At 71.9% G+C, this 23,830-nt stretch carries 22 protein-coding genes and 2 tRNA genes; 18 read left to right on the top strand and 6 right to left on the bottom strand.

The window, feature by feature from the left end:
* Window positions 1-115 precede the first annotated feature (115 nt).
* The 3 genes from HII36_RS22660 to HII36_RS22650 are packed head-to-tail and all read left to right on the top strand — an operon-like array spanning window position 116 to window position 4,945.
* Window positions 116-1,048 carry a GH25 family lysozyme gene (locus HII36_RS22660; protein WP_173525235.1) on the top strand — a complete coding sequence of 311 codons (933 nt, stop codon included), beginning with the start codon at window positions 116-118 and terminating at the stop codon, window positions 1,046-1,048.
* 44 nt (window positions 1,049-1,092) lie between these two features.
* Window positions 1,093-1,620 carry a C40 family peptidase gene (locus HII36_RS22655; RefSeq protein WP_328807825.1) on the top strand — a complete coding sequence of 176 codons (528 nt, stop codon included), beginning with the start codon at window positions 1,093-1,095 and terminating at the stop codon, window positions 1,618-1,620.
* A gap of 22 nt (window positions 1,621-1,642) precedes the next feature.
* Entirely contained in the window at window positions 1,643-4,945 is a 3,303-nt protein-coding gene (locus HII36_RS22650) for a BTAD domain-containing putative transcriptional regulator (RefSeq protein ID WP_173525234.1), read from the top strand.
* Window positions 4,946-4,978: 33 nt separating this feature from the next.
* Here HII36_RS22650 and HII36_RS22645 read toward each other — a convergent pair whose 3' ends face one another.
* The gene (locus HII36_RS22645) at window positions 4,979-5,608 is read right to left on the bottom strand and encodes a hemerythrin domain-containing protein (RefSeq protein ID WP_173525233.1); all 630 of its coding nucleotides are present in this window, start codon (window positions 5,606-5,608) and stop codon (window positions 4,979-4,981) included.
* A gap of 134 nt (window positions 5,609-5,742) precedes the next feature.
* Here HII36_RS22645 and HII36_RS22640 point away from each other — a divergent pair, with 134 nt between their 5' ends.
* From HII36_RS22640 to HII36_RS22595, 10 genes are all read left to right on the top strand, one after another.
* Complete coding sequence (locus tag HII36_RS22640; RefSeq protein ID WP_173525232.1) at window positions 5,743-5,973, top strand: transposase; 231 nt, start codon at window positions 5,743-5,745, stop codon at window positions 5,971-5,973.
* Between the two features lie 39 nt (window positions 5,974-6,012).
* A tRNA-Thr gene (locus HII36_RS22635) sits at window positions 6,013-6,088 on the top strand.
* A gap of 161 nt (window positions 6,089-6,249) precedes the next feature.
* Window positions 6,250-6,323: transfer RNA gene (locus tag HII36_RS22630), tRNA-Met, on the top strand.
* Between the two features lie 71 nt (window positions 6,324-6,394).
* A complete protein-coding gene (gene rpmG, locus HII36_RS22625) occupies window positions 6,395-6,559 on the top strand; it encodes a 50S ribosomal protein L33 (protein WP_019632658.1) in 165 nt (54 codons plus the stop codon).
* A 194-nt stretch (window positions 6,560-6,753) separates the two neighbouring features.
* Window positions 6,754-7,203: a MaoC family dehydratase N-terminal domain-containing protein gene (locus HII36_RS22620; protein ID WP_173525231.1), complete on the top strand. Its 450-nt coding sequence runs from the start codon at window positions 6,754-6,756 to the stop codon at window positions 7,201-7,203.
* A 1-nt stretch (window position 7,204) separates the two neighbouring features.
* Window positions 7,205-7,633, top strand: coding sequence for a MaoC family dehydratase (locus HII36_RS22615; RefSeq protein ID WP_173525230.1), 429 nt, complete (start codon window positions 7,205-7,207; stop codon window positions 7,631-7,633).
* A 74-nt stretch (window positions 7,634-7,707) separates the two neighbouring features.
* On the top strand, window positions 7,708-8,775 hold the full coding sequence (locus HII36_RS22610; RefSeq protein ID WP_173525229.1) for a hypothetical protein: 1,068 nt from the start codon (window positions 7,708-7,710) through the stop codon (window positions 8,773-8,775).
* Window positions 8,776-8,786: 11 nt separating this feature from the next.
* Window positions 8,787-9,824, top strand: coding sequence for a UDP-N-acetylmuramate dehydrogenase (locus HII36_RS22605; RefSeq protein WP_217369828.1), 1,038 nt, complete (start codon window positions 8,787-8,789; stop codon window positions 9,822-9,824).
* A gap of 227 nt (window positions 9,825-10,051) precedes the next feature.
* Window positions 10,052-10,618 (top strand): TMEM165/GDT1 family protein, encoded by a 567-nt coding sequence (locus tag HII36_RS22600; RefSeq protein ID WP_173525228.1) that lies wholly within the window; start codon window positions 10,052-10,054, stop codon window positions 10,616-10,618.
* A 9-nt stretch (window positions 10,619-10,627) separates the two neighbouring features.
* A complete protein-coding gene (locus tag HII36_RS22595; RefSeq protein ID WP_173525227.1) occupies window positions 10,628-10,996 on the top strand; it encodes an arsenate reductase family protein in 369 nt (122 codons plus the stop codon).
* 15 nt (window positions 10,997-11,011) lie between these two features.
* Here the strand turns inward: HII36_RS22595 and HII36_RS58740 are convergent, their stop codons facing one another.
* Both HII36_RS58740 and HII36_RS22585 read right to left on the bottom strand, forming a co-directional pair.
* On the bottom strand, window positions 11,012-13,879 hold the full coding sequence (locus tag HII36_RS58740) for a helix-turn-helix transcriptional regulator (RefSeq protein WP_328807824.1): 2,868 nt from the start codon (window positions 13,877-13,879) through the stop codon (window positions 11,012-11,014).
* 122 nt (window positions 13,880-14,001) lie between these two features.
* Window positions 14,002-14,148, bottom strand: coding sequence for a hypothetical protein (locus HII36_RS22585; RefSeq protein ID WP_173525225.1), 147 nt, complete (start codon window positions 14,146-14,148; stop codon window positions 14,002-14,004).
* Window positions 14,149-14,369: 221 nt separating this feature from the next.
* Between HII36_RS22585 and deoC the strand changes: the two genes are divergently transcribed.
* The 4 genes from deoC to HII36_RS22565 are packed head-to-tail and all read left to right on the top strand — an operon-like array spanning window position 14,370 to window position 17,779.
* Window positions 14,370-15,299, top strand: coding sequence for a deoxyribose-phosphate aldolase (gene deoC, locus HII36_RS22580; protein WP_328807827.1), 930 nt, complete (start codon window positions 14,370-14,372; stop codon window positions 15,297-15,299).
* A 3-nt stretch (window positions 15,300-15,302) separates the two neighbouring features.
* Entirely contained in the window at window positions 15,303-16,754 is a 1,452-nt protein-coding gene (locus HII36_RS22575; protein ID WP_173525223.1) for an aldehyde dehydrogenase family protein, read from the top strand.
* Complete coding sequence (locus HII36_RS22570; protein WP_173525222.1) at window positions 16,744-16,941, top strand: hypothetical protein; 198 nt, start codon at window positions 16,744-16,746, stop codon at window positions 16,939-16,941. Before HII36_RS22575 ends, HII36_RS22570 begins: the two co-directional genes overlap by 11 nt.
* Window positions 16,934-17,779, top strand: coding sequence for an aldehyde dehydrogenase family protein (locus HII36_RS22565; protein WP_173525221.1), 846 nt, complete (start codon window positions 16,934-16,936; stop codon window positions 17,777-17,779). Before HII36_RS22570 ends, HII36_RS22565 begins: the two co-directional genes overlap by 8 nt.
* Window positions 17,780-17,799: 20 nt before the next feature.
* Here HII36_RS22565 and HII36_RS22560 read toward each other — a convergent pair whose 3' ends face one another.
* Window positions 17,800-19,242, bottom strand: coding sequence for an amidase (locus HII36_RS22560; protein ID WP_173525220.1), 1,443 nt, complete (start codon window positions 19,240-19,242; stop codon window positions 17,800-17,802).
* 55 nt (window positions 19,243-19,297) lie between these two features.
* On the opposite strand from HII36_RS22560, the gene HII36_RS22555 reads away from it, so the two are divergent.
* Window positions 19,298-20,470 carry a threonine synthase gene (locus HII36_RS22555; protein ID WP_173525219.1) on the top strand — a complete coding sequence of 391 codons (1,173 nt, stop codon included), beginning with the start codon at window positions 19,298-19,300 and terminating at the stop codon, window positions 20,468-20,470.
* Here the strand turns inward: HII36_RS22555 and HII36_RS22550 are convergent.
* Complete coding sequence (locus HII36_RS22550; protein WP_173525218.1) at window positions 20,467-21,186, bottom strand: hypothetical protein; 720 nt, start codon at window positions 21,184-21,186, stop codon at window positions 20,467-20,469. The genes HII36_RS22555 and HII36_RS22550 overlap by 4 nt on opposite strands.
* Window positions 21,183-23,789 carry an ATP-dependent helicase HrpB gene (gene hrpB / locus HII36_RS22545; protein ID WP_173525217.1) on the bottom strand — a complete coding sequence of 869 codons (2,607 nt, stop codon included), beginning with the start codon at window positions 23,787-23,789 and terminating at the stop codon, window positions 21,183-21,185. Before hrpB ends, HII36_RS22550 begins: the two co-directional genes overlap by 4 nt.
* Window positions 23,790-23,830 lie beyond the last annotated feature (41 nt).

The following is a 23,830-nucleotide window of genomic DNA, read 5'->3' as shown; positions in this document are numbered from 1 at the left end:
CGGCTTTGCGTAAGGCTCCGCAATGATCTGCCGGGTGAAACGACTGTGGTTAATTGCGGTAATTGCGGCAGTTGGGATCTCTGGGACGGCTGAGACGGCCGGAGCCGCTGACGGCGTGGCGGGAGTCGACGTCAGCAACTGGACCGGAGAGGTCGACTGGGCCGCCGTGGCCGCCGGTGGCGGCAAGTTCGCCTTCGTGATGGCCACCGAAGGGACGGACTTCCGCAGCCAGACCTTCGACGCGCAGTTCGCCGGGGCGGCGGGCGCCGGGCTCGTACGCGGCGCGTACCACTTCGCACAGCCCCACGAATCCGACGGGACCGCGCAGGCCGAGTATTTCGTGCAGAACGGCGGCCGCTGGACCAGCGACGGCCAAACCTTGCCCGGCACCCTCGACCTGGAGGACAACCCGTATAAGGACAAGAACGGAAAGGACAACTGTTACGGCCTGTCCAAGGAGGACATGGTCACCTGGATCAAGGACTTCACCAAGAGGTACCGCCAGCGCACCGGACGGCACGCGATCATCTACACCACCACGAGCTGGTGGCGGACCTGCACCGGTGATTCCACCCAGTTCAGGGCGAACCCGCTGTGGCTGGCCCGCTGGGGCGGCGATCCGGGCGAGCTGCCCAAGAGCTGGAGCAGGCACACGTTCTGGCAGTCCGCGGAGAAGGGCAGCCTGGCCGGCGGCCAGAACGCCTTCAACGGCACGGAGTCGCAGCTCAAGGCGCTGGCCAACCCGCCAGCCGAGGCGACGGTCTCCGGCGCGGCCAAGAGCAGGAAGGCCTACACGGTCACGGTCTCGAACACTGGCCCGCACCCGCTGGAGAACATCAAGGTCTCCGGCCGCGCGTACGGCGGCATGAAGGTGGTCAAGGCGTCCGGCTGCAAGTTCAGCGGGACGGCGGTGAGCTGCACGATTCCCAAGCTCAACCGGGGCCAGAAGATCACGTTCACGTTCCACACCAAGCCCAGCAAGTCGCGTGGCACGGTCGGCATGCGATTCGTGGTCGGCGATGTGAAACTCACCCTCAAAGCCCGATAAGGCAGGATAAAACCCGGTATTTCTTGTGAATCCGGGGGGATCGGGTGAGGAAACACTGGCGACCGGCCATGGCCGTGGCGCTCATTCTGCTGACCGCCACGGCCGCCATGCCGCCCGAGTTCCACCGGTTCCCGGCCATCGTCACGATCGCCTACCGGGTGGAGCGGTTCGGCATCCCGTACTCGTGGGGCGGCGGCCACGCCGAGTCCCCGGGCCCGTCCACGGGCACCTGCGAGGGCTACCGGGGCAGGATCAAGCCCTGCCCGGCCGAGCGGACCCGAGGCCTGGACTGCTCCGGGCTGGCCCGCTGGGTGTACGCGATGGCCCACGGCAGGGACGTCTTAGGCCCGGGCAACACCGACGACCACGTGCGGCAGATGCGCCGCGTCCGCGCCCCCGTACCTGGCGATCTTGTCTTCTTCGGGAAAGTCACGAAAAAATACGTCAAAACTCACCATGTGGGCATCTATCTCGGTCATGGCATGATGATGAACGCCCCAGAGACCGGGGCCCAAGTAAGAATCGACGATATTGCCCGGAGGAAGGACTTCGCCGGGTACTACCGTTACTGAAAGTCACGGAAAAAGGGTCGGCATGCTGCACATCCACATCCTTGGACCGCTCCAGGCCACCCTGAACGGCCGCACGCTCGACCTCGGCTCAGCCCGTCAGCGTGCCGTCATCGCCCGCCTGGTCGCCGCCGGCGGCCACGTCATCTCCACCGACCGCTTCATCGACGACCTCTGGCAGGGCCAGCCGCCGCCCAAGGCCCTGGCCGCACTGCAGGTCTACGTCTCGAACCTGCGCCGCGTCCTGGAGCCGGAGCGCCCGCCGCGCGCGCCCGCCCGGGTGATCGTCAGCGCCCCGCCCGGCTATCGGCTCAGCCTGCCCGACGAGGCGGTGGACGCCTGGCGCCTGCCCGGCCTGATCGACGCGGCAGGCGCCGCGCTCAAGCAAGGCGCGGGCGCGACCGCGCACGACCTGCTCGACCAGGCCCTGGAGCTGTGGAAGGGCCCGGCGTACGGCGAGTTCACCGAGTCGTGGACGGCCCCGGAGATCTCCAGGCTGAACGAGCTGCGGCTGATCGCGCTCGAATACCGGGCCGAGGCCGCGCTGCTGCTCGGCAGGCACGCCGAGGCCGTGCCCGAGCTGCGCCGCCACGCCAACGCGCACCCGCTGCGCGAGAACGCCGTCCGGCTGCTCGCCCTGGCCCACTACCGGGCCGGCAGCCAGGCCGAGGCGCTGGCCGTGCTGCGCAACGCGCGCAGGAAGCTCGCCGACGAGCTGGGCGTCGACCCCGGGCCCGCGCTGCGCGCGCTCGAACAGGACATCCTGCGCCAGTCGGAGTCCCTGCACGCGCCCGCCGTGGTGGAACGCGTTCCGGTGCGCCCCTCGGTCCCGGACGAGCCCGCGATCGTGGGCCGGGCACGCGAGCTGGCGATCCTGCGCGAGGAGGCCGCGCACGGCGCGTACCGGATCGTCTGGCTGGGCGGCGAGCCGGGCGCGGGCAAGACCACGCTGGCCGAGACGTTCGCCGCCGAGCTGGCCGAACGCGGCTGGCGCGTGGCCTTCGGCCGGTGCCCGGAGATCGACGGCGACGCGCCGCCCGCGTGGGCGTGGAGCGAGATCGTCCGGCGGCTGGCCGGCGCCCGCCCGCCCGAGGACGAATCGCGGCTCGCGCCGCTGCTGCGCGACGGCGTGCCGATCCAGAACCAGTTCCAGCTCGCCAGGGCGGTGGCGGACTACCTGACCGCCCAGACACCCCTGCTCGTGGTCCTGGAGGACGTGCACCGCGCCGACGGCGAGACCCTGCACCTGCTGCGGCACCTGAAGAGCCCGGGCAAGGACCCGGGCGGCACGTCGGGCAGCACGGCGGGCAACAGGGCGGGCGGGCGGCCCAAGATCCTGGTCGTCGCCACCCACCGGCCCGCCGAGACCACCGACGACCTGGCCGCCACGCTGGCCGCGCTGGCCACCGACGGCAGGCACCTGGAACTGGGCGGGCTGGCCGAGGACGAGGTCGCCGCGCTGCTCGAACGCCACTCGGAACGCGACCTCGACCCCGCCACGATCCGCACGGTGGCCGAGCGCACGCTGGGCAACCCGTTGTTCGTGTGCGAGATCGCCAGGCTGGTCGCGGGCGAGGGACCGGCCGCCGCGCGGGCCCTGCCGCCCGGCGTGCGCGACCTGATCAGGCGCAGGATCGGCCGTCTGCCCGCGACCGCGCAGACCGTGCTGCGCAACGCCGCCATCGTCGGCAGGGACGCCGACGTGGACGTGCTCATCGCGCTGCACGACGGCGACGAGGAGACCGTCTTCGACGGACTGGAGGCCGGCGTCATGACCGGGCTGCTGACCGAGCCCGGCCCGGGACGCGTGCGCTTCACCCACGTGCTGGTCAGGCAGGTGCTGTACGAGGACACCGCGCGGATCAGGCGTACCAGGCTGCACGGGCGCGTCGTCACGGCGCTGGAGCGGCTGCGCCCCGGCGATGTGGCCGCGCTCGCCCACCACGCGCTGGAGGCGGCCGCGCCCAGCGCGGTCGGCTACGCCAGGGCCGCCGCGCGCCAGGCCTCCGACCTGTACGCGCACCGGCAGGCGGCCGCGCTGTGGAAGGCGGCGCTGGAGTTCGCCGCCGACGACGCGACCAGGCTGGACCTGATGTGCGGCCTGGTGTCGGCGCTCGGCCACGCCGGCGACGTGATCGGCGCGCTGGAGACCAGGAGCCAGGCCGTGCGCCTCGCGCTCACCATGGCCGGCTCACGGACCGCGGACGGCCTGCCGGCGAACGACGGCTCCTCGCCCGACGGGGCGCTCGCCCGGGCGCTGACCTCCTACGACGCGCCCGTGACCTGGACCATCCAGCAGGACTCCCGCTACGACGAGGCGTTCGTGGCGGCCGTGGAGCGCGAGCTGGCCGCCGGTCACGACGCCGAGACGCGCTGCAGGCTGCTGGCCGCGCTCGTCTTCGCGCTGGAGGGCCACGACGACGACCGGGTGGACGCGGCCGGCGCCGAAGCCGTCGCGCTGGCCCGGTCCCTGAACCGGCCCGACCTGCTCTGCCTGGCGCTCAACGCCCGCTACTTCGCGCTGCTCGCGCCCTCACGCAGGGGCGAGCTGGCCGCGCTCGGCGCCGAACTGCTGGAGCTGGGCGGCACCCATAGATATGTGGGGTATCTCACACTCGCCCACTTCGCCCTGCTCATGGTCGAGCTGGGCCGCAACGATCTGGCCGCCGCCCAGCGGCACGCGGACCTGGGCGTGGAGATGTCCACCAGCGGGCAGCTCGGGCTGGCGCTGGGCGTGATGACGCTGTTCGGCGCGCTGCGCAAGCTGGTCGAAGGCGACTTCGACGTGGCCGAGGGCACGTACACGGCGCTGACGCAGCAGATGAGCGAGCGCGGCGTGGTCAACGCGGCCGCGATGGGCGCGCTCGGCCGCTTCGTGGTGCGGCTGGCCAGGGGCGACGTGCACCGGTCCGTGGACGAGCTGGCCACCCTGCACGCACGCGTGGACAACGCGGGCACCAGGGACCTGTACGCGGCCGCGCTGGCCGCCGTGGGCGATCTGGAGGCCGCCAGGCGGGTCTGGCGGCCCGAGTTCACCCACGCGCGTGACTACTACTGGCTGCTGTGGGAGCAACTGCGCGGGCAGACCGCGGTGGCGCTGGGCGACCTGGAGGCGGCCGCGCGCTGCTACCGGAACCTGCTGCCCTGGGAGGGTGAGCTGGGCGGGCTGAGCAGCGGCTCGGTCACGCTCGGGCCGGTGGCGCTGGCGCTCGGCGACCTGGCCGGGCTGCTCGGCCTGGAGTCGCGCGGGCACTACGAGAACGCGGTACGGGTCGCGGAGCTCGTCGGCTCACCCCACTGGGCCAGGGCCGCCAAGGAACGCGCCTGACGGCTTCCCCTGGGGGGTCGGCTTCCCGGGGAGTCAGCCGAAGATGAGGCGCTGGCGGCGCTCGTGGCCGCGGCGCAGCAGCGCGAGCAGGATCGTGAGCAGCGGGCCCGCGAGCCTGCGCAGCTCGGCCAGCTCCTCCGGCCGCGCGTACTGGGCCACGCGGGGCAGTTCGAAGGCGATCTCGCCGCCCTTGCGCACCGCGTTCTCGACGTCCTCCCAGTCCTTCTCCGACACGTACGCGGCGATCACCGGGAAGATCAGCCGTTCCTCCTCCTCGATGTGCTCGTCGAGCAGGTCGGCCAGCGTGCCCAGGGCCACGGCCAGCCGCTTGGGCGCGGCCTGGTCGGCCCCGAGCAGGGCCGCGGCACCGGTGATCTCGTCGAGCAGCGGGTCGAGCTGGGCGTGGTCGTCCGTCAGGTCGCTGAGGTCCACCTCGGCGCCCGCCGAGCGGACGATGACCGGCCAGAGCACGTCGTCCTCGGCCTTGTGGTGATGGTGAATCCCGGCGCAGAGCTTGGTGACGAACGTGCTGATCGCGTTCCATCTGGCCTGGTCGGCCTGTTGGTCGCCGGCGGCCAGTTCGCTCATCAGCACGGCCAGGCGGCGGGTGTCGCCACGCATGGCGCGGTGGTTGAGCCGGAATCCGAGCAGGTTGGGGGCCATTCGCGATACTCCTTCTTGGTGAGGTCACCAGCGTGCGGCCCGGCTCTTAGGTCTTTCTTGGTGCCGACTTGGCATGGGTGTAACGCGTGTGTCCTGGCGAAAATTGAGAGACCCTGCGGCTACTCTGTGCCGCTATGGACAGGCGATGGGTGGGAGTCGACGGCTACGAGGTCGTGCCCCTCGTGCGGGCCGGGCGGCAGGTGCTGCGGGTGCGCAGGCACGGGTGGCTGATCGCCGACTGCGTGTCCGTCGCCGAGGTGGCCAGGCACGTCGATCTGGCCGATCTGTGCGAGGTCGTCCGGCTGCCCGAGCAGCGGCGGGCCGATGATCCGGTCCCGGCCCGCACGAGTTCGCATCATCGCTGAGCGCCGTGTATGGTTACACCTGTCCGCAGCGACGGACAGGCCCCTATAGCTCAGTCGGCAGAGCGTCTCCATGGTAAGGAGAAGGTCAACGGTTCGATTCCGTTTGGGGGCTCCAGCTCGTCGGGCCTCACCCTTTCCGGTGAGGCTCTTTGCTTTTGGATTTCGGTTGTCGGGGGTTCCTAGGGCATACTGGGAGCGCCCCACCTGATCAGGCGAGTTACGAATGTGCTCCCTGCTTCGGGTATCCTCTACGGGCCGGGTCGTTTCCGGCTCAAAGGCGGAGTAGCTCAGTCAGGCAGAGCAAACGGCTCATAATCGTTGTGTCGCCGGTTCAAGTCCGGCCTCCGCTACTACCCGATCCCAGGTCAGCTGACCTGGGTACGGGTGTGTCCCAGTCCCGAACGTAGAAAGGCACTCCCAAGTGGCTGCCACCGACGTTAGGCCGAAGATCACGCTGGCCTGCCAGGAGTGCAAGCACCGCAACTACATCACGCGGAAGAACCGGCGCAACGACCCGGATCGGCTTGAGCTGAAGAAGTACTGCCCCAACTGCCGCTGCCACCGCGCGCACCGCGAGACCCGATAGGGCCGGCGGGCAGCACTCCGTCCTCCAACGCGCAACCGGCGTCCATCGTATGGGCGCCGGTTTGTCGTGTTCCCGGCCCTGTCGGCGTAGCCGGGGCGCGGGGCAAAAAGAGCGCCATCAGTGGCGACAGCCGAACCTTGTTCTGTTACCGTCTGGCTCAACGGGGCTCGGTGGACACACGCGAGGGAGCACTGATGGCCTTGAACCGTGATTTCGTCGGACGGACCTACGCATCCCATGACCCCTACGAGGTCAGCCGGGTGAAGATCAAGGAGTTCGCGGCCGCGATCGGCGACAACAACCCGATCTACCGCGACAAGGCCGCCGCGCAGGCCGCCGGGCATCCCGACGTGATCGCGCCGCCCACCTTTCCCATCGTGTTCAGCCTGTCGAGCGGCGGTGAGGCGCTGGTCGATCCCGACCTGGGGCTGAACTTCGCCATGGTGGTCCACGGCGAGCAGCGTTTCGAGTACATCCGGCCCATCTACGCCGGGGACGAACTGGTCACCAAGGCCACCATCACCGACATCCGCACCGCCGGGCGCAACGAGCTGCTGACGGTCAAGAGCGAGGTCAGCACGGTCGCGGGCGAGCCGGTCTGCGTGACGTACAACACGATCGTGGAGCGCGGAGGGGCGGCCTGAGATGACGGCGACGGTGAAGTACGACGAGGTCGAGGTCGGGCAGGAGATCCCGGCGGTGGACTACCAGGCGCGCAGGCTCAACCTGGTCATGTACGCCGGCGCGTCCGGCGACTTCAACCAGATCCACTGGAACGAGCGCTTCGCCAAGATGGTCGGGCTGCCCGATGTGATCGCGCACGGGATGTTCACCATGGCGCAGGCCGGGCGGTTCGTGACCGACTGGGCCGGCGACCCGGCCGCGGTGGTCGACTACGGGGTGCGGTTCTCGTCCATGGTGGTGGTGCCCGACGACGATCAGGGCGCGACGATCACGGTCAGCGGCGTCGTGGAGGAGAAGCTCGAGGACAAGCGGGTGGTCGTCGGGCTGACCGCGAGGTCGGGCGAGGCCAAGGTGCTGTCCAAGGCGCGCGCGGTGGTCCAGCTCTCCTGAGCGTGGCCGTCTCCGGTAGCGGGGCTCGTGCGGCCGGATGATATGTCCGGCATGTCGAGGGTACGCGTCAGCGTATGAGTGAAGCTGCGCGACAGGCCTCGGTCTGGCCGACGGTGCGTTCGATCCCCGTCTCGGCCGTCACCGACGCCAAGCCCCCTGGCCGTCTGCGTCCCGCGCGCCCTGAGCAGGTCGCGGGGAGCTCTGGAACCGGACGCGACACCTCGGGCGGCCCCCGCATCCCCGCCTCCAAGGGCGCCGCCACCGGGGTCGGCACGAGGGGCGCCCGGCCCGCGGGCGTCGGCGCGCGCGCCAACCCGGCGGCCGAGCTCGGCTTCTCCGGCGATCCGGGGCAGCGGGGCGACCCCGGCGACGGCATGCTGCACGCCCAGATGGTCTGGGACGGCACGCTGGCCACCAACCGGCTCGACGAGCTGGGCGTGAGCATCGAGCGGCAGCGGGTCGAGACCGAGGGCGTCACCGTCGGCGTCGGCCTGCTGGTGGACGGCTGGCCGGCGGACGTGCGCGCCTGCGTCCAGTCGGTGATCGACCACACCACCGCCCACCTGCTGGCCATCGACCTGGGCAACGTGGACGGCGCCGGCGACGTGCTGGCCGACCTGGCCGGGCGTTACCAGGACCGGATCAGCGTCTGGCACGTGAACGAGGCGCCGCACTGGCTCGGCGGCACCGCGACCTGGGGCGAGAGCCGGGCCAAGCTGCTCATGCTGGACGACTCCGAGGTGCACGTGCTGATGGACACGTCCGTGGTCATGTCGGGCGACGCGCTGACCCCGCTGGTCGCGGCCGTGGTCGAGGGAGCCGTGGCAGCGGGCTGGAAGGGCGCGGAGCCGTCGGCGGACGGCCTGCAGTGGTTCCCTGCGGGTCCTGGCAAGGTGCGGGCGCTGCTCGGCGACCTGATGGCGGTACGCAGGTCCGCGGCGCTCGGCGCGCTGCCCGAGTCGGCCCGTTACGGGCTCAACGCCGATCTGGAGCTCTCGCTGGCCCTGTCCGGCGACCTGGTCGTGCCCGACGTCCACCTGCCCGTGCGTGAGCTGCGTCAGCACGACGTCGCCGCCGGCTACCGCGATCATGAGTCCCAGCGCAACTATGACGGGGTGCTGCGCATGCTCGGTGCCTCATAAGCTTGGTGCCCATGGAGATGCTGGCGCCGTACACCACGCTGGGCCTGGGCGGCCCGGCCCGCGAATTCACCGAAGCAGGCACGGCGGAGCAGCTCGTCTCACTGGTGGCAGAGGCCGACAGGAACGCGGTGCCGACGCTGATCCTCGGCGGCGGCAGCAACCTGGTGGTCGCCGACGAAGGCTTCGACGGCCTGGTCATCAAGGTGGCCACGCAGGGCGTGTCGGTCTCGCGCGACGGCGAGCAGGTGCTGGTCACGGTCGAGGCGGGCGAAGACTGGGACACCCTGGTGTCCAGGGCGGTCGCGGAGGGCTGGTCGGGCGTCGAGTGCATGTCCGGCGTCCCCGGGCTGGTGGGTTCCACCCCGATCCAGAACGTCGGCGCCTACGGCCAGGAGGTCGCGCAGACCATCAGGTGCGTGCGCGCCTACGACCGGCGCACCAGGCAGGTGATCGACCTGGAGGCGCGGCGGTGCGGGTTCTCCTACCGCGACAGCGCCTTCAAGCGCGACCTGTCGCGGCACGTGGTGCTGGGCGTCACGTACGCGCTGGAGCTGTCCGAGCTGTCCGGCGAGGTGGCCTACAAGGAACTGGCCGGCCGGCTGGGCGCCGGTCTCGGTGACCGCGTGCCGCTCGCCGAGGCGCGGGCCGCGGTGCTGGCGCTGCGCCAGGGCAAGGGCATGGTGCTCGACCCGGCCGACCCCGACACCCGCAGCGCGGGCTCGTTCTTCACCAACCCGGTCCTGACCCCCGCCGAGGCCGCGGAGCTGGAGACCAAGGCGCCCGGCCACCCGCGCTGGGACCTGCCCGACGGCCGGGTCAAGGTGCCCGCCGCGTGGCTGATCGAGCAGGCCGGCTACCCCAAGGGCTACGAACGCGGTCCGGTGCGCATCTCCACCAAGCACACGCTCGCGCTCACCAACCCGTCCGGCGCCGCCACCACCGCCGACCTGCTGGCCCTGGCCAGGGAGGTACGCGACGGGGTGCGCGAGAAGTTCGGCGTCACGCTGGTCAACGAGCCGGTGATGGTGGGCTGCGCGCTGGGGGAATAGGTCCGGAAATCCTGCTGTTAGAGTTGTCTGGAAACACCGAAGGGGAGTAGTCCCAATCGCGTGATCGACATACTGGCGCGGTCTCCGCGCCCGGTCACGCGGGCCTTCACGGGCGGACGAGACCTTCGGCCTGGCAGTCATGTGACGAAGACGCTGCCGGGCCGAAGTCGTGCCCGAAATCACTCCCCGGGTGCTCGCTTCCGGTTCGGTCGCGCGGAAGAGGACCGTTGGAAGCGTTCTGGATCAGTCTCGCCGTCATTTTCGTGGCCGAGCTCGGCGACAAGAGCCAGCTCATGGCGATGACCTTCGCGACCAGATTCAAGGCCTGGCCGGTGATCGCCGGCATCACCATCGCCACCACCGTGGTGCACCTGGTCAGCGTGGCCGTGGGCGGCCTGATCGGCGACGCGTTGCCGACGACGGCCATCTCGATCGTGGCCGGTCTGGCGTTCCTGGCGTTCGCGCTGTGGACGTTGCGCGGCGACGAGCTGACCGAGGAGGAGTCCAAGAAGGCCCAGCGCACCACCAGGAACGCGGTGATCGCGGTGACCGTCGCGTTCTTCCTGAGCGAGCTGGGCGACAAGACGATGCTCGCCACCATCACGCTGGCCACCCAGCACGGCTGGCTGGGCACCTGGATCGGCTCCACGGTCGGCATGGTCGCCGCCGACGCCCTGGCCATCGTGGTGGGCCGGATGCTCGGCAAGCACCTGCCCGAACGGGTCATCAGGTACGGCGCGGCCGCCGCCTTCGCGGTGTTCGGCATCGCACTGCTGGTCGAGCCGCTCCTCTAGGCTTCCGTCATGGAGATCTGGATCAACCCCGGCTGCTCCAAGTGCCGGTCCGCGCTGTCGCTGCTCGACGCCGAGTCCGTGGGCTACACGGTCCGGCGCTACCTGGACGATCCGCCGTCCCCCGACGAGATCCGCGAGGTGCTCGGCAGGCTGGGGCTGGAGCCGTGGGACATCACGCGGACCGGTGAGCCGGTGGCCGCCGAGCTGGGCCTGGCCGAGTGGCCCAGAGACGCGGCCGCCCGCGAGAAGTGGATCGAGGCGCTGTCCACGCACCCGATCCTGATCCAGCGGCCCATCATCACCGCCGACGACGGCAGCGCCGTGGTCGGCCGCAGCGAGGAGGCCGTGCGGTCCGTCCTGCCCGGCGAATCTCCCTGAATCTCGGGACAGCCCTCAGGACAGCAGGGAGAGCCGGTGCGCGGCGGCCGCGGCCTCGCCCCGGGTGGTGACGCCCAGTTTGGCCAGGATGTTCGACACGTGCACGCTCACCGTCTTCGCCGAGATGAACAGCTCGGCGGCGATGTCCCTGTTCGTGCGTCCCTGCGTGACCAGGCGCAGCACCTCGACCTCGCGCGGGGTCAGCAGCTCGGCCGCCTCCTGGCCCGGTGACAGCGGGGTGGCGGCCACCCCGATGCGGCGGCACAGGTTCTCGATCTCGGCGACCAGCGGCTCGGCGCGCAGCGCGGTGGCCAGCGGGTGGGCCAGCCGCAGCCGGGTGGCCGCGCCGTCGCGATCGCCGGCCCGCGCCGCCGGTCCCGCCGCCAGCACCAGGGCCTTGGCCTGACGGTAGGGCCGCTGGAGGCGTTCCCAGGCCGTCGCGGCCGCGTCGAAGTCACCCGAGTACACCAGGTGGTACGCCCTGGCCACCGGCCCGACCACGGCCAGCCGGTCGCCCACGGCGGTGAGCCGCGCGCGCAGCGCGGCGGCGCGCTCCGGCTGGGTCTGCTCGGCGGCGCCGGCCACGGTCCTGATCAGGGCGAGCAGCCGCCAGCCCAGCATGGGCTTGCTCGACTGCGTGGGCATGCCGCCGAGCACCAGCTCGGCCTCGGCCAGCGCCGCGTCGGGCTCGCCGTTGAGCAGGTGCCAGCCGATGTGCAACTGGGCGTTCTTGGTGATGTCCTGGACGAAGTCCTCCGGCCGCCCCTTGAGCACGCCGAGCTCCGACATGATGCCCTCGACCAGCGCGACCTCGCCCCTGGCCAGGGCGATGTCCGCGCGGACCCGGATCAGCGCGTAGCGGGTGCGCAGGACCGGGCCGAAGGTGAGCGCGCGCTCGATGATGTCGACCGCCTCGTCCCAGCGGCCCAGCGTCTCCAGCAGTTCGGCCTTGTTGTTCAGGATGAACAGCCCGCTGGCGCGGAGCCTGCCGTACTTCTTGGCCTTGCGCCAGCCGGCGTCGGCCAGGCTCAGCGCCTCGTCCATGCGGCCCAGGTCGCCGAGCGCGTCGATGTTGTTGCCGATCGCTCTGGTGATCAGGCGGCCCGAGTTCTGCTGCCGGCCGATCTCCAGCGCCTGCTCGTTGATGGTCATCGTGGCCTCGAACTCGCCTTCCAGCGAGTGTCCGAGCGCCTGGTTCATCAGCAGGTCGCCTTCGAGGCACCGGTCGCCGAGCTCCCTGGACAGGCGCAGCCCCTCCTCGACGAGCGGTACGGCCTGGGCGATCTGCCCGCTGAGCATGAGGTGCTGGCTGAGCTGGGTGAGCACCTCGGCCCTGACCAGGCCGGGCTCGGGCACCAGGCGCAGGGCGTGACGCAGGTCGTCCTCGACGCCCGGCTGGCCCTTGGCCCGCTTGATCTTGGAGCGGAGCACGATGAGCTGGGCGGCGCGGTGCGGTTCCGCGGCCTCGTCGAGCTCGGCCAGCGCCGCCTTGACGAACTTGGCGCCCCGGTCGACCTCGCCGCCCGCGTGCGCGGCCTCGGCGGCGTGCTCCAGCACCGCCACCTGGTCGACGCCGATGCGTTCCGCCGCGTCGGGGACCCTGGACCAGAGCGTGAGCACGTGTTCGAGCAGCTGCACGGCCTCGGTGTAGGCGAAGGCCTTGAACGACTTGCGCGCCGCCTCCCACTTGGCGACCAGGGCGCGGACGTCGTTGCGCGCGCCGTACCAGTGGTGTGCCAGCTCGACGGCGGCGCGGCCGGGCGGCACCAGGGTGCGGTCCTTGGTGATCTCCTCGGCGTAGCGCGCGTGCAGGCGCTGGTGCTCGCCGGGCAGCAGCTCGTCGTGCACGGCCTCGCGGATCAGCGCGTGCCTGAAGACGTAGGCGCGGTTGTCGGCGATCTGCAGCACGTTGCGCGCGATGGCCGGGCGCAACGCGGCCTCCAGCTCCAGGTCCGACAGCCCGCAGACGGCGGCCAGCAGGCCGTGGCCGACCCTGATGCCGCCGGCCGCGGCGATGCGCAGCACGCGCTGGGTCTCCTCGGGCAGCCGTTCGACGCCGCCGAGGATGAGGTCCTGCATGGAGTCGGGGAAGGCGCAGGCGTCGCCGCCGTCGAGCAGCGCCTCGACGAACAGCGGGATGCCCTCGCTGCGCTCGTAGACCTTCTGCACCTTGGCGTACTGCGGGACGCTGCCCAGGATGCCGGCCATCTGCTCGGCGACCTCGTCCTTCGACAGGCGGGGCAGGTCGAGCCGGTGCACGCCGTTGACCCGGCCCAGCTCGGCCAGGACCGGCCGGAGCGGGTGCTGGCGGTGCAGGTCGTCAGAGCGGTACGTCATGACGATGAGGACCTGGGGCGCGTGCAGGTTGCGGCTGAGAAAGGCGATGAGGTCGCGGCTGGACCGGTCGGCCCAGTGGATGTCCTCGATGACCAGGATCGTGGGCGCGGCGTCGGAGAGGCGTTCGAGCAGGGTGAGGAACTGCTCGAAGAGGCGGGCGCGGGCGGTGTCGGAGTCGCTGTCGCCGCTGGGTTCGCCGAATTCCGGCAGCAGGCGGGCGAGGTCGCGTTCGGCGCCTTCCGGCAGCAGGGCGGCGACCTGTGCGGTGCCACGTTCCCTGACGAGCTGCCTGAGCGCGGCGGTGAACGGCGCGTAGGCCAGACCTTCGGTGGACAACTCCACGCAGCCGCCGAACAGCACCTGGGCGCCGTCCTTGGCGGCCTGCTCGGTGAACCGCTGGACCAGCCTGCTCTTCCCGACGCCGGCTTCTCCGCCGAGCAGCACGGCCGTCACGGTGCCCGCGAGCGCGTCGTCGAGGCTCTGTGCGAGCGCGGCCAGCTCCTCTTCCCGGCCGACGAAGACGGGGCTTACCGAGCGTCCCAGCATGTCATCAAGCATGTCATGCCTTATCTGTAACTTTCGCCGGATTTATCGGGTAGCGAAATCCGGTTACGGGGGCTCAGAGGCCCGGCCACCTGTGAGGATGTGGCCGGGCACTCGTGGGGCGGTCATGCGGAACGGCGCTTGCCGAAGACCGAGCGGCGCTCGGACTTGTTGCCGCGCTGCGCCTCGCGTACTCGCCGGTGCTCGGCGGCCGCGCGGCGAAGCTCGCTGGCGTGGTTCTTCATGAGCTCGAATTCGATCTCAGGATGCATGGTGTCTCTCCAGACATTTCGTGCTACTTGCTGACACCATTAAGACTCGCCCTAAGGCCCGGCCCATCGCATCGGGCGGATGCCTTATCTCCGGCGGAAACTTCGGTGGGCAACCGGCCTCCGCATACCTAGGACCCTGCCCAAGGCCGCCTTAGGGCGGTGGCGATAGATCCGGTTTGGAGGTAGAGGCCCTGGTCGGCGATGCTGTGTTGGTGTCAACTGTGACTACCTCGCTCGCGGACGTCGCCGCGTCAGGCGCGACCCTGCGAGCATTCCTGCACGGCCTGCCCGGAGTCGACCGGGTCGGCGCGGACCAGCGGGCGGCGATGCTCGGCACCCGTTCCATCAAGACGACGGCCAAGGCCCAGGCCATTGACCTGGCCATATCCATGGTCGATCTCACGACGCTCGAAGGCGCCGACACGGCCGGCAAGGTGCGCGCGATGTGCACCAAGGCCATGCACCCCGGTGGCGGGGCGCCCAAGGTGGCGGCCGTCTGTGTCTATCCCGACCTGGTCGCCGTGGCCGCCGAGACCCTGCGCGGGTCCGGCGTCAAGATCGCGTCGGTGGCGACCGCGTTTCCCAGCGGGCGTTCGTCCCTGGAGGTGAAGGTCAGCGACACCGCGCTGGCCGTCGCCGCCGGCGCCGACGAGATCGACATGGTGATCGACCGCGGCGCGTTCCTGTCGGGCGACTACCTGAAGGTCTTCGAGGAGATCGTCGCGGTGAAGGCCGCCTGCGGCGACGCCCATCTCAAGGTGATCCTGGAGACGGGCGAGCTGGCGACCTACGACAACGTCCGCCGCGCCTCCTGGCTGGCCATGCTGGCCGGCGGAGACTTCATCAAGACCTCCACCGGCAAGGTGGCCCCGGCCGCCACGTTGCCGGTGACGCTGATCATGCTGGAGGCGGTGCGCGACTTCCGCGACGCCACGGGCCGCCAGGTCGGCGTGAAGCCCGCGGGCGGCATCCGCACCACCAAAGACGCCATCAAGAACCTCGTCCTGGTCAACGAGACGGCCGGCCCCGACTGGCTGACCGCCGACTGGTTCAGGCTCGGCGCCTCCTCGCTGCTGAACGACCTGCTGATGCAGCGCCAGAAGCTGGCCACCGGCCGCTACGCCGGTCCCGACTACTTCACCTTGGACTAGACGATGTTTGAATACGCACCGGCACCCGAGTCGCGCGACATCGTCGATCTCAAGTCCTCCTACGGGCTGTTCATCAACGGCGAGTTCGTCGACGGCTCAGGCAAGCCGTTCAAGACCGTCAACCCGGCCACCGAAGAGAAGCTGGCCGAGGTGGCCACCGCCTCCTCCGACGACGTCGACCGGGCCGTACAGGCGGCGCGCAAGGCGTTCGGCGCCTGGAGCGGGCTGCCCGGCGCGGAGCGGGCGAAGTACCTGTTCCGCATCGCGCGCATCATCCAGGAGCGGGCCAGGGAACTGGCCGTGCTGGAGTCGCTCGACAACGGCAAGCCCATCCGCGAGTCGCGCGACGTGGACCTGCCGCTGGTCGCCGCGCACTTCTTCTACTACGCCGGCTGGGCCGACAAGCTCGGCTACGCCGGGTTCGGCCGGAGGACGACAGATGGGCACAGCGGCGCGAACCCGCGGCCGCTGGGCGTGGCCGGTCAGGTCATCCCGTGGAACTTCCCGCTGCTCATGCTGGCCTGGAAGATCGCCCCGGCGCTGGCCTGCGGCAACACGGTGGTGCTCAAGCCCGCCGAGACCACGCCGCTGACCGCGCTGCTGTTCGCCGAGATCTGTCAGCAGGCCGACCTGCCGCCCGGCGTGGTCAACATCGTCACCGGCGCCGGCGAGACCGGCGCCGCCGTGGTGGCACACCCCGACGTGAACAAGGTCGCCTTCACCGGCTCCACCGAGGTCGGGCGCGTCATCGCGCGCACGGTCGCGGGCACCGACAAGAAGCTCACGCTGGAGCTCGGCGGCAAGGCCGCCAACATCGTGTTCGAGGACGCCGCGCTCGACCAGGCCGTCGAGGGCATCGTCAACGGCATCTTCTTCAACCAGGGCCACGTGTGCTGCGCGGGCTCCCGCCTGCTGGTGCAGGAGTCGATCCAGGACGAGCTGCTGACCGCGCTCAAGCGCCGGCTGAGCACGCTGCGCCTGGGCGACCCGCTCGACAAGAACACCGACATCGGCGCGATCAACTCGGCCGAGCAGCTCGCCAAGATCCGGCAGCTGTCCGACCTGGGCGAGAGCGAGGGCGCCGAGCGCTGGTCGCCGGCCTGCGAGCTGCCCGCCAAGGGCTACTGGTTCCCGCCGACGCTGTTCACCGGCGTGGCGCAGTCGCACGCCATCGCCCGCGAGGAGATCTTCGGCCCGGTGCTGTCCGTGCTGACGTTCCGTACCCCGGCCGAGGCCGTGGAGAAGGCGAACAACACGCCGTACGGGCTGTCGGCGGGCATCTGGACCGAGAAGGGCTCGCGCATCCTGTGGATGGCCGACAAGCTCAGGGCCGGAGTCGTCTGGGCCAACACGTTCAACAGGTTCGACCCGACCTCGCCGTTCGGCGGCTACAAGGAGTCGGGCTACGGCCGCGAGGGCGGGCTGCTCGGGCTGGAGGCCTACCTTGACGTGTGAGCACCGCCGCGCGGGCCGTCGCCGGCGGCGCGCGCAGGCCACCCGCGACCACGCCTTCGCCAGGGCCGGCCGTCCCGTCCGCGTCGGCTGGTACGCACACCGCTGCGGCGTGAGCCGGTGCGGCCAGGTCTTCGTCCCGGTCCAGAACACGCAGGAGTCCACGTGGAGGGGGCGCGGCGATGAGTAGGTTGTCCGTCAGAAAGACCTACAAGCTGTACATCGGTGGGGCGTTCCCCCGCTCGGAGAGTGGGAGGTCCTATCCCGTGACCTCGCCGAAGGGCGACTTCCTCGCCAACGCCTCGCGGGCCTCGCGCAAGGACGCCCGCGACGCCGTGGTGGCCGCGCGCAAGGCCTTCCCCGGCTGGTCGGGCGCGACCGCCTACAACCGCGGCCAGATCCTCTACCGCGTCGCCGAGATGCTGGAGGGCCGGCGCGGCCAGTTCGCCGAGGAGCTGGGCATCGGCAAGAAGGCGGCGCTCGAGGCCGTCGACGCCACCGTCGACCGGCTGGTCTGGTACGCGGGCTGGTCCGACAAGATCGCCTCGGTGCACGGCTCGGCCAACCCGGTGGCGGGGCCGTACTTCAACCTGTCCTCGCCCGAGCCCACCGGCGTGGTGGCCGTGATCGCGCCCGCCGACCCGCTGCTCGGGCTGATCTCGGTGGTCGCGCCGGTGATCGTGACCGGTAACACCTGCGTCGTGGTGGCCTCCGAGCCGTCGCCGCTGGCCTCGATCACGCTGGCCGAGGTGCTGGCCACCTCCGACCTGCCCGGCGGGGTGGTCAACGTGCTGACCGGACGGCAGGCCGAGCTGGCGCCGTGGCTGGCCGGCCACATGGACGTCAACGGCCTCGACCTGACCGGCGTCCAGGACGCCGATCTGGCGCTGGGCTGCGAGCAGGCGGCGGCGGAGAACCTCAAGCGGGTGCTGCGCCCGTCCCAGGACGACTGGGCCGCCGACCCCGGCCTCGGCCGGATGACCCGGTTCCTGGAGACCAAGACGGTCTGGCACCCCGTCGGCGTCTAGAGCGTCTGGAACGTCGGCTTCTAGAAAGCGAAGCCGGGCGGCCGTACCGGCGGGTGGGCCGCCTGGAGCTGCGCGGCGAGCCCCAGCAACTGGGGTTCGCCGCCCGGCGGGGCGACGAGCTGCACCGCGATCGGCATCGCGGTGGAGTGCGTGGCGATCGGCACGCTGACCGCCGGCCAGCCGCACATGTTCCACGGCCCGGTGGCGGGCGCGTATCGGACGTTCGCCAGCACGTTGCGCACGAACCCGCGCTCGCCCCACCGCTCGGCCGCGGGCGGCACGGCGGCCAGGGCCGGCATGAGCAGCACGTCGGCGTCGCCGAACCACTGGTCGGCGGCGTGGGCGCGCCAGCGGTCACGGCCGCGCGCGCCGTCCAGGCTGAGCCGGGCCAGCACGCGTCCGGCTCCGGCCAGCGCGCGGCTGCGGCGCTCCAGCCGCTTCCTGTCCAGGTGCGCGGAGGAGCGGGCCGCCTGGGTGAGCCAGACGGCGATCGTGGCCGGGCCGAGCCAGGGCGGCAGGCGTCTGCCGTGTTCCACCACCGTGTGCCCGGCCAGGCGTAACGTCTCCGCCGCGCCGCGCACCGCGGCCTGGAACTCCTTGTCCATCGGCAGCCCGGCGGGCAGCGGCTGCGGCGCGTAGGCCACCCGCAGGTCGAACGGCTCCTGGCTGTCCTGCGGCGGCCGCGGCTCCCACGCCTCCTCGTCGTCCGCCCACACCGAGCGCAGCATGGCCGGACGCGGCTCCACCCGCCGCCCGCCGCGCCACGCCTCGGCCAGCGCCGGATCCGCGGCCAGCACGGACAACGCCAGCGCCAGATCGGACGCGGTGGTGGCCAGCGGCCCGTTCTCGGTCAGCCGGTTCCAGTCGTCCACCGGGGGCGGCACCACGTCGGCGCCCGGCTTGATCGCCAGGATGCCGCAGCAGGCGGCCGGGATGCGCAGCGAACCCATGCCGTCGTTGCCCAGCGCGATCGGCACCATGCCCGCCGCCACCGCCGCGGCGCTGCCCGACGAGGAGCCGCCCGCCGTGCGCGCCGGGTTCCACGGGTTCCTGACCGTGCCGTACACGCTGTCGCCGAAGGCCACCAGCCCCAGCTCGGGCAGGTTGGTCAGGCCGACCACCACCGCGCCCGCGGCCCGCAGCCTGGCCACCGCCGGATGGTCGACGATCGCCGGCGACGCGGAGGTCAGCGCCGAGCCCGCGCGGGTGGCCTCGCCGGCCACCTCCAGGTTGTCCTTGACCGCCACGGGCACGCCCGCCAGCGGCAGCTCCGCCAGGTCGCGGCGCTCGTGCAGGGCACGCGCCTCGTCCACCGCCCGTTTCCTGACCAGCCGGAACGCGCCCACCTTCGGGTCGCGCTCGGAGATGGCGTGAAGGTGTTCCTCCACCACCGTCGTCGCCGTGACATCGCCCTGCCGGACCGCCGCCGCGATCTCGACGGCGGACCTGCCTGCCCACAACATGCCTAGAGTGTGCAGGTTTTCGTCCTGACGCGCGAGACTCCTAGGCTTGGACGGCGTGAACGAACCTTCGCTTGCCGTACGCCAGCGCTCGCTGGGCGATCCGACGATCGAATATCCGCTGCTCCCGGCGTTGACCAGGGGCTGTCCCAAGACCAGCACCGACGAGATCGCTTACCCGGCCGAGGTCGACTACGACTACGCGCGGGTCGACAGGAACCTGTTCGAGCAGGCGCCAGGCCCCGACATCGCGCGCTGGGCGCCGCTGCTGCCGCCGCTGGCCGCGCCCACGCTGGGCGAGGGCGGCACGCCGCTGATCGCGGTCGGCGACGTGTTCGTCAAGGACGAATCGCGCAACTCGACCTGGTCGCACAAGGACCGGCTGAACCGGGTGACGGTGAGCGCGGCGCTGGCCGCGGGCGCGCCCGGCGTGGTCGTGGCCTCCTCGGGCAACCACGGGGCCTCGGCCGCCGCCTACGCGGCCCGGGCCGGGCTGAAGGCGATCGTGCTGGCCTCGGCCGAATCGCCGCCCGCCGTACAGGAGTTCGTCCGCGCGTACGGGGCTCAGGTCGTGTCGGTGCCGGTGGCGGAGCGGTGGCCGCTGATGCGGCAGATCGTCGACCGGCTCGGCTACCACCCGATGAGCAACCTGACCGTCACGCATACCGGGCACGCGTACGGGCCCGAGGGCTACAAGACGATCGCGTACGAGGTGTTCCTGCAGCTCGGCCGGGTGCCCGCGGCCGTGTTCTGCCCCACGGGCTACGCCGAGCTGCTCTTCGGCGTGTGGAAGGGGTTCAGGGAGCTGCGCCTGCTCGGGCTGGCCGAGAGCGTCCCGCGGATGTTCTCCTGCGAGACCGCAGCGGGCGGTCCGCACGCCAGGGCGCTGGCCACGGGCGCGCCGGCCGCGATCGTCGAGCTGGGCCGCAGCGACGCCTACGGCATCGCCGGGCCGGTCGGCGGGTACCGGGGCGTGCTCGCGGTACGCGACAGCGGCGGCGAGGCGGTGCTGGTCACCGACGACGAGATGCGCGCGGCCCAGCGCGCGCTCGCCGATCAGGGGCTGTGGCAGGAGCTGTCCGGCGCGGCCGGGCTGGCGGCGGTCCGCAAGCTGGGGCGCGACTTCGACGGGCCCGTGGTGTGCGTGGGCACGTCGAGCGGCTTCAAGGACGTGGGTGTGGGGCAGCGCACCTTTCCCGCCGAACACCCCACTGTGGACGACTTCCGCTAAGGCCTGAGCCAGACGCGCAGCGGGCCGATGGGGGCGAAGCCGTGGCGCAGCGGGCAGTCCACGTCCGATTCGTAGCCGACCAGCGGACGGCCGGGGAACAGGCGATGCGCCATGGCCAGCGTGCCCGCCCAGGCGGCGTCGAGGTCGCAGCCGGCGGCGAAGACGTTCGAGACGCCCACCACGCGGCCTGAGGCGTTGAGCACGGAACCGCAGACGACGTCGCCGCCGATGCTGCCGGACAGGAGGGTGGCGTGATCGAGGATGGCCGGCCTGAACAGGCCGACCGGCCCGCCGGTGCGATCGGCCGGTCCGTCGGCGAAGCAGGCGTGCTGCCAGGCGGCGACCCCGGCGGCGTCGGCGACGGCCGTCCAGACGATCTCGTCGCCCGTCGCGGCCCGCAGGTCGCCGGGCGGCGAGCCCGCTGGCGGTTCGGCTGGGCGGTGGATCCACTGGGCGTTGAACAGCACGTCGTAGCCGGGCAGGTCGAGCCTGGCGTAGCTGTCCTTGATCGAGGCGCCGGAGGTGTCGTCGATGCCGGCGAGCACGTCGCGGGCCGTCGCGTCGGGGCTGAGCGTGACGGCGTCCGGGTAGAGGACCGGGGTGCGGCGCGGGCTCACCCAGGCGCGCTCGGTGAACGTACTGGGCAGTCCGTGGGTGCGGCACATCGCTTCACACCACTCGGCGTTGTTGCGTACCGCCTCGGCCAGCATGCTCATGTACGGTTCCGTTTCACGTGTCGGGTCGGCGCCGCGGTGAGCGGATCTTCCGGCCAGGGGTGCTTGGGGTAGCGTCCCCGCAGCTCGGCACGTACCGAACGGTAGCCGTCGCGCCAGAACGAGGCGAGATCCGCCGTGACGGCGACCGGACGGCCGGCGGGGGAGAGCAGGTGCACCAGCAGCGGCACCCCGGCGATGCGCGGGGTCTCCACCCAGCCGAACAGTTCCTGCAGCTTGACCGCCAGCACCGGCTGCTCGCCCGAGTAGTCGACGCGGACGTTCGAGCCGCTGGGCACCTCGACGCGCTCCGGCGCCACCAGCTCCAGTCGCTCGCTCCACGGGATCAGGCGGCGCAGGGCGGCGGCCACGTCGATGCGTTCCAGGTCGGCCCGGCGGCGGGCGCGCGACAGCTCCGGCTCCAGCCACCGATCGGCCAGGGCGACGAGATCGTCCATGGACGGCCAGGGGTCGCCGATCGCCCGGTGGCAGAAGGCCAGCCGGTCCCTGAGCTCCTGGGCCGCCCTGGTCCAGGTCAGGACGTCTTCCGTGCGCAGGCCGTGCAGGATGGCCTGGCGGACGTCAGCGTCCTTGAGCGGTGACGCGGCCAGCTCGATCGCGCCGAGCCGCGTCACCGTGCGGGCCGACACGTCGCCGCGCCGCTCTCCCGGCGGGACCCGCCAGAGCACCTCGTCCTGCGTGGTCACCGGGTGCGCCTGCCTGGCGGTCGCCTCGTCGATCGCCACCGCCTGCCGTACCCGGGCGGACGCCGCGCCCGTGGGACGGTCGGCCACCGCCACGGCCAGCCACTGCGCGGTCGCCAGCTTGGAGCCTTCGGCGAGCTGCGCCTCGGTGCCCGACGCCATGAGGTACCCACCACCGCGCCAGCGCGCCACCCGTTCAGGAAACGCCAACGCCACGGCCATCCCGGCCAGCAGATCATCGGGTACGCCCGCCCCAGCCACGCCCGAACCCCGGCTGCCGACCGCACGCGCCGCTCTGGTGTCCGCGGTTTCGGGCGCGGACGGGGCACGGGTGTCCGCAGTGTCGGCCGCACGCGCCGCTCGGGTGTCCGCAGCGTCGGTCGCACGTGTCGGTCCGGCGTCGGTGGTGGTTCTGGAGAGGCGTTTGGATTCGCGGCGCCAGCGGGCCGAGAAGGCGTCGCCGCCCCTTCTGGCCGCTCGCCAGACCTCCACCAGGTCGTCGCCGGACTCGCGCGGCAGTTGCTCCGACAGCAGCGCCACCACCTCGGCGGCGCGCGGCCCGAGGTCCAGCAGGACGCGGGCCAGCCGGGGATGCACCCCGGCCGGCGCCATGCGTTTGCCGCGTTCGGTCACCCGGGGCAGCCGCCCGCCGTCGGGTCCGGGGGCTCCGCCGGAAGACGCGGGGTCCAGGGCGCCCAGGGTTCGCAGGGTCCTGACGGCGGCGGCCAGTGCGGCCGGTGGCGGCGGGTCGAGCAGGGCCAGCTCGGCCGGGTCCGCGACGCCCCAGCAGGCGGCCTGCAACGCGAAGCCGGTCAGGTCGGCCAGCGCGATCTCGGGGCGGGCGTGGTCGGCGAGCCGTTCGTGCTCGGCCGCCGTCCAGCAGCGGTAGACCACGCCGGGCGCCTCGCGGCCCGCGCGGCCGGCGCGTTGGTCGGCGGCGGCCTTCGAGACGCGGACGGTGGTGAGCGAGCCCAGGCCCCTGGCATGGTCGGTACGGGGTTCGCGGGCCAGCCCGGAATCCACCACGACCCGGACGCCCGGCACGGTCAGGCTGGACTCGGCGACCGAGGTGGCCAGCACGACCCGGCGGGACGTCCCCGGCGCCAGCACCGCGTCCTGGACGTGCGCGGGCGCCTGCCCGTGCACCTGAAGCACCTCGACCCGGTCGCGATCGGGGAGCATCCCGGCCACCCGGGCGATCTCCGCGACGCCCGGCAGGAAGCACAGCACGTCGCCGTCGTGTTCGGCCAGCGCCCTGCCCACCACCGAGGCCACGTGGGACAGCAGCGCCGGGTCCACCCGCAGCCCGTGCGGCGGGGCCACCGGGCGCGGCGGCGGGGCCCAGACGGTCTCCACCGGGTGCGTCACGCCGGACGCGGCCACGATCGGGGCCGGGCCGTCCGCGCCGATCAGCCGGGCCCAGGGGACGGCGTCCGCGGTCGCCGAGGTGGCGATGATCCGCAGGTCGGGGCGGAGCGTGTCACGCACGTCGAGCAGGAACGCCAGCGCCGTGTCGGCGTCGAGGTGGCGTTCGTGGCATTCGTCCAGCATGACCGCGTCGACCCCGGCGAGTTCCTGGTCGCGCTGGAGCCGCTGCAGCAGTACGCCGGTGGTGACGACCTCCACCCTGGGGTTCGCGCCGACGTGACGTTCGCCGCGAATGGTGTAGCTGACGCCCATCCGCCTGGCCGCTGCCCGGACCGCCAGCCGGCGCGGCTCGGCCACCAGCACGCGCAGGCCCGCCTCGGCCAGGGCGAGCGGCACCACGGTGGTCTTGCCGGTGCCCGGAGGCGCGGTGAGCACCGCCGTGCCGTGCCGGTCGAGCGCGCCGAGCAACTCGGGCAGGACGTCGTGAATGGGCAGGACGTCATGAATGGGCGGGGTCGCGCGGTGCTGGGGCATGCGGGTCGGGGGCCTCAGCCGCGTGTCGCGGGCACGGCGAG

It is taken from the genome of Nonomuraea antri (assembly GCF_013283785.1).
In the GTDB taxonomy this organism is placed as follows: domain Bacteria; phylum Actinomycetota; class Actinomycetes; order Streptosporangiales; family Streptosporangiaceae; genus Nonomuraea; species Nonomuraea antri.
Note: the sequence above shows the minus strand (reverse complement) of the source record. Positions and strands in the feature narration are given on the sequence as shown.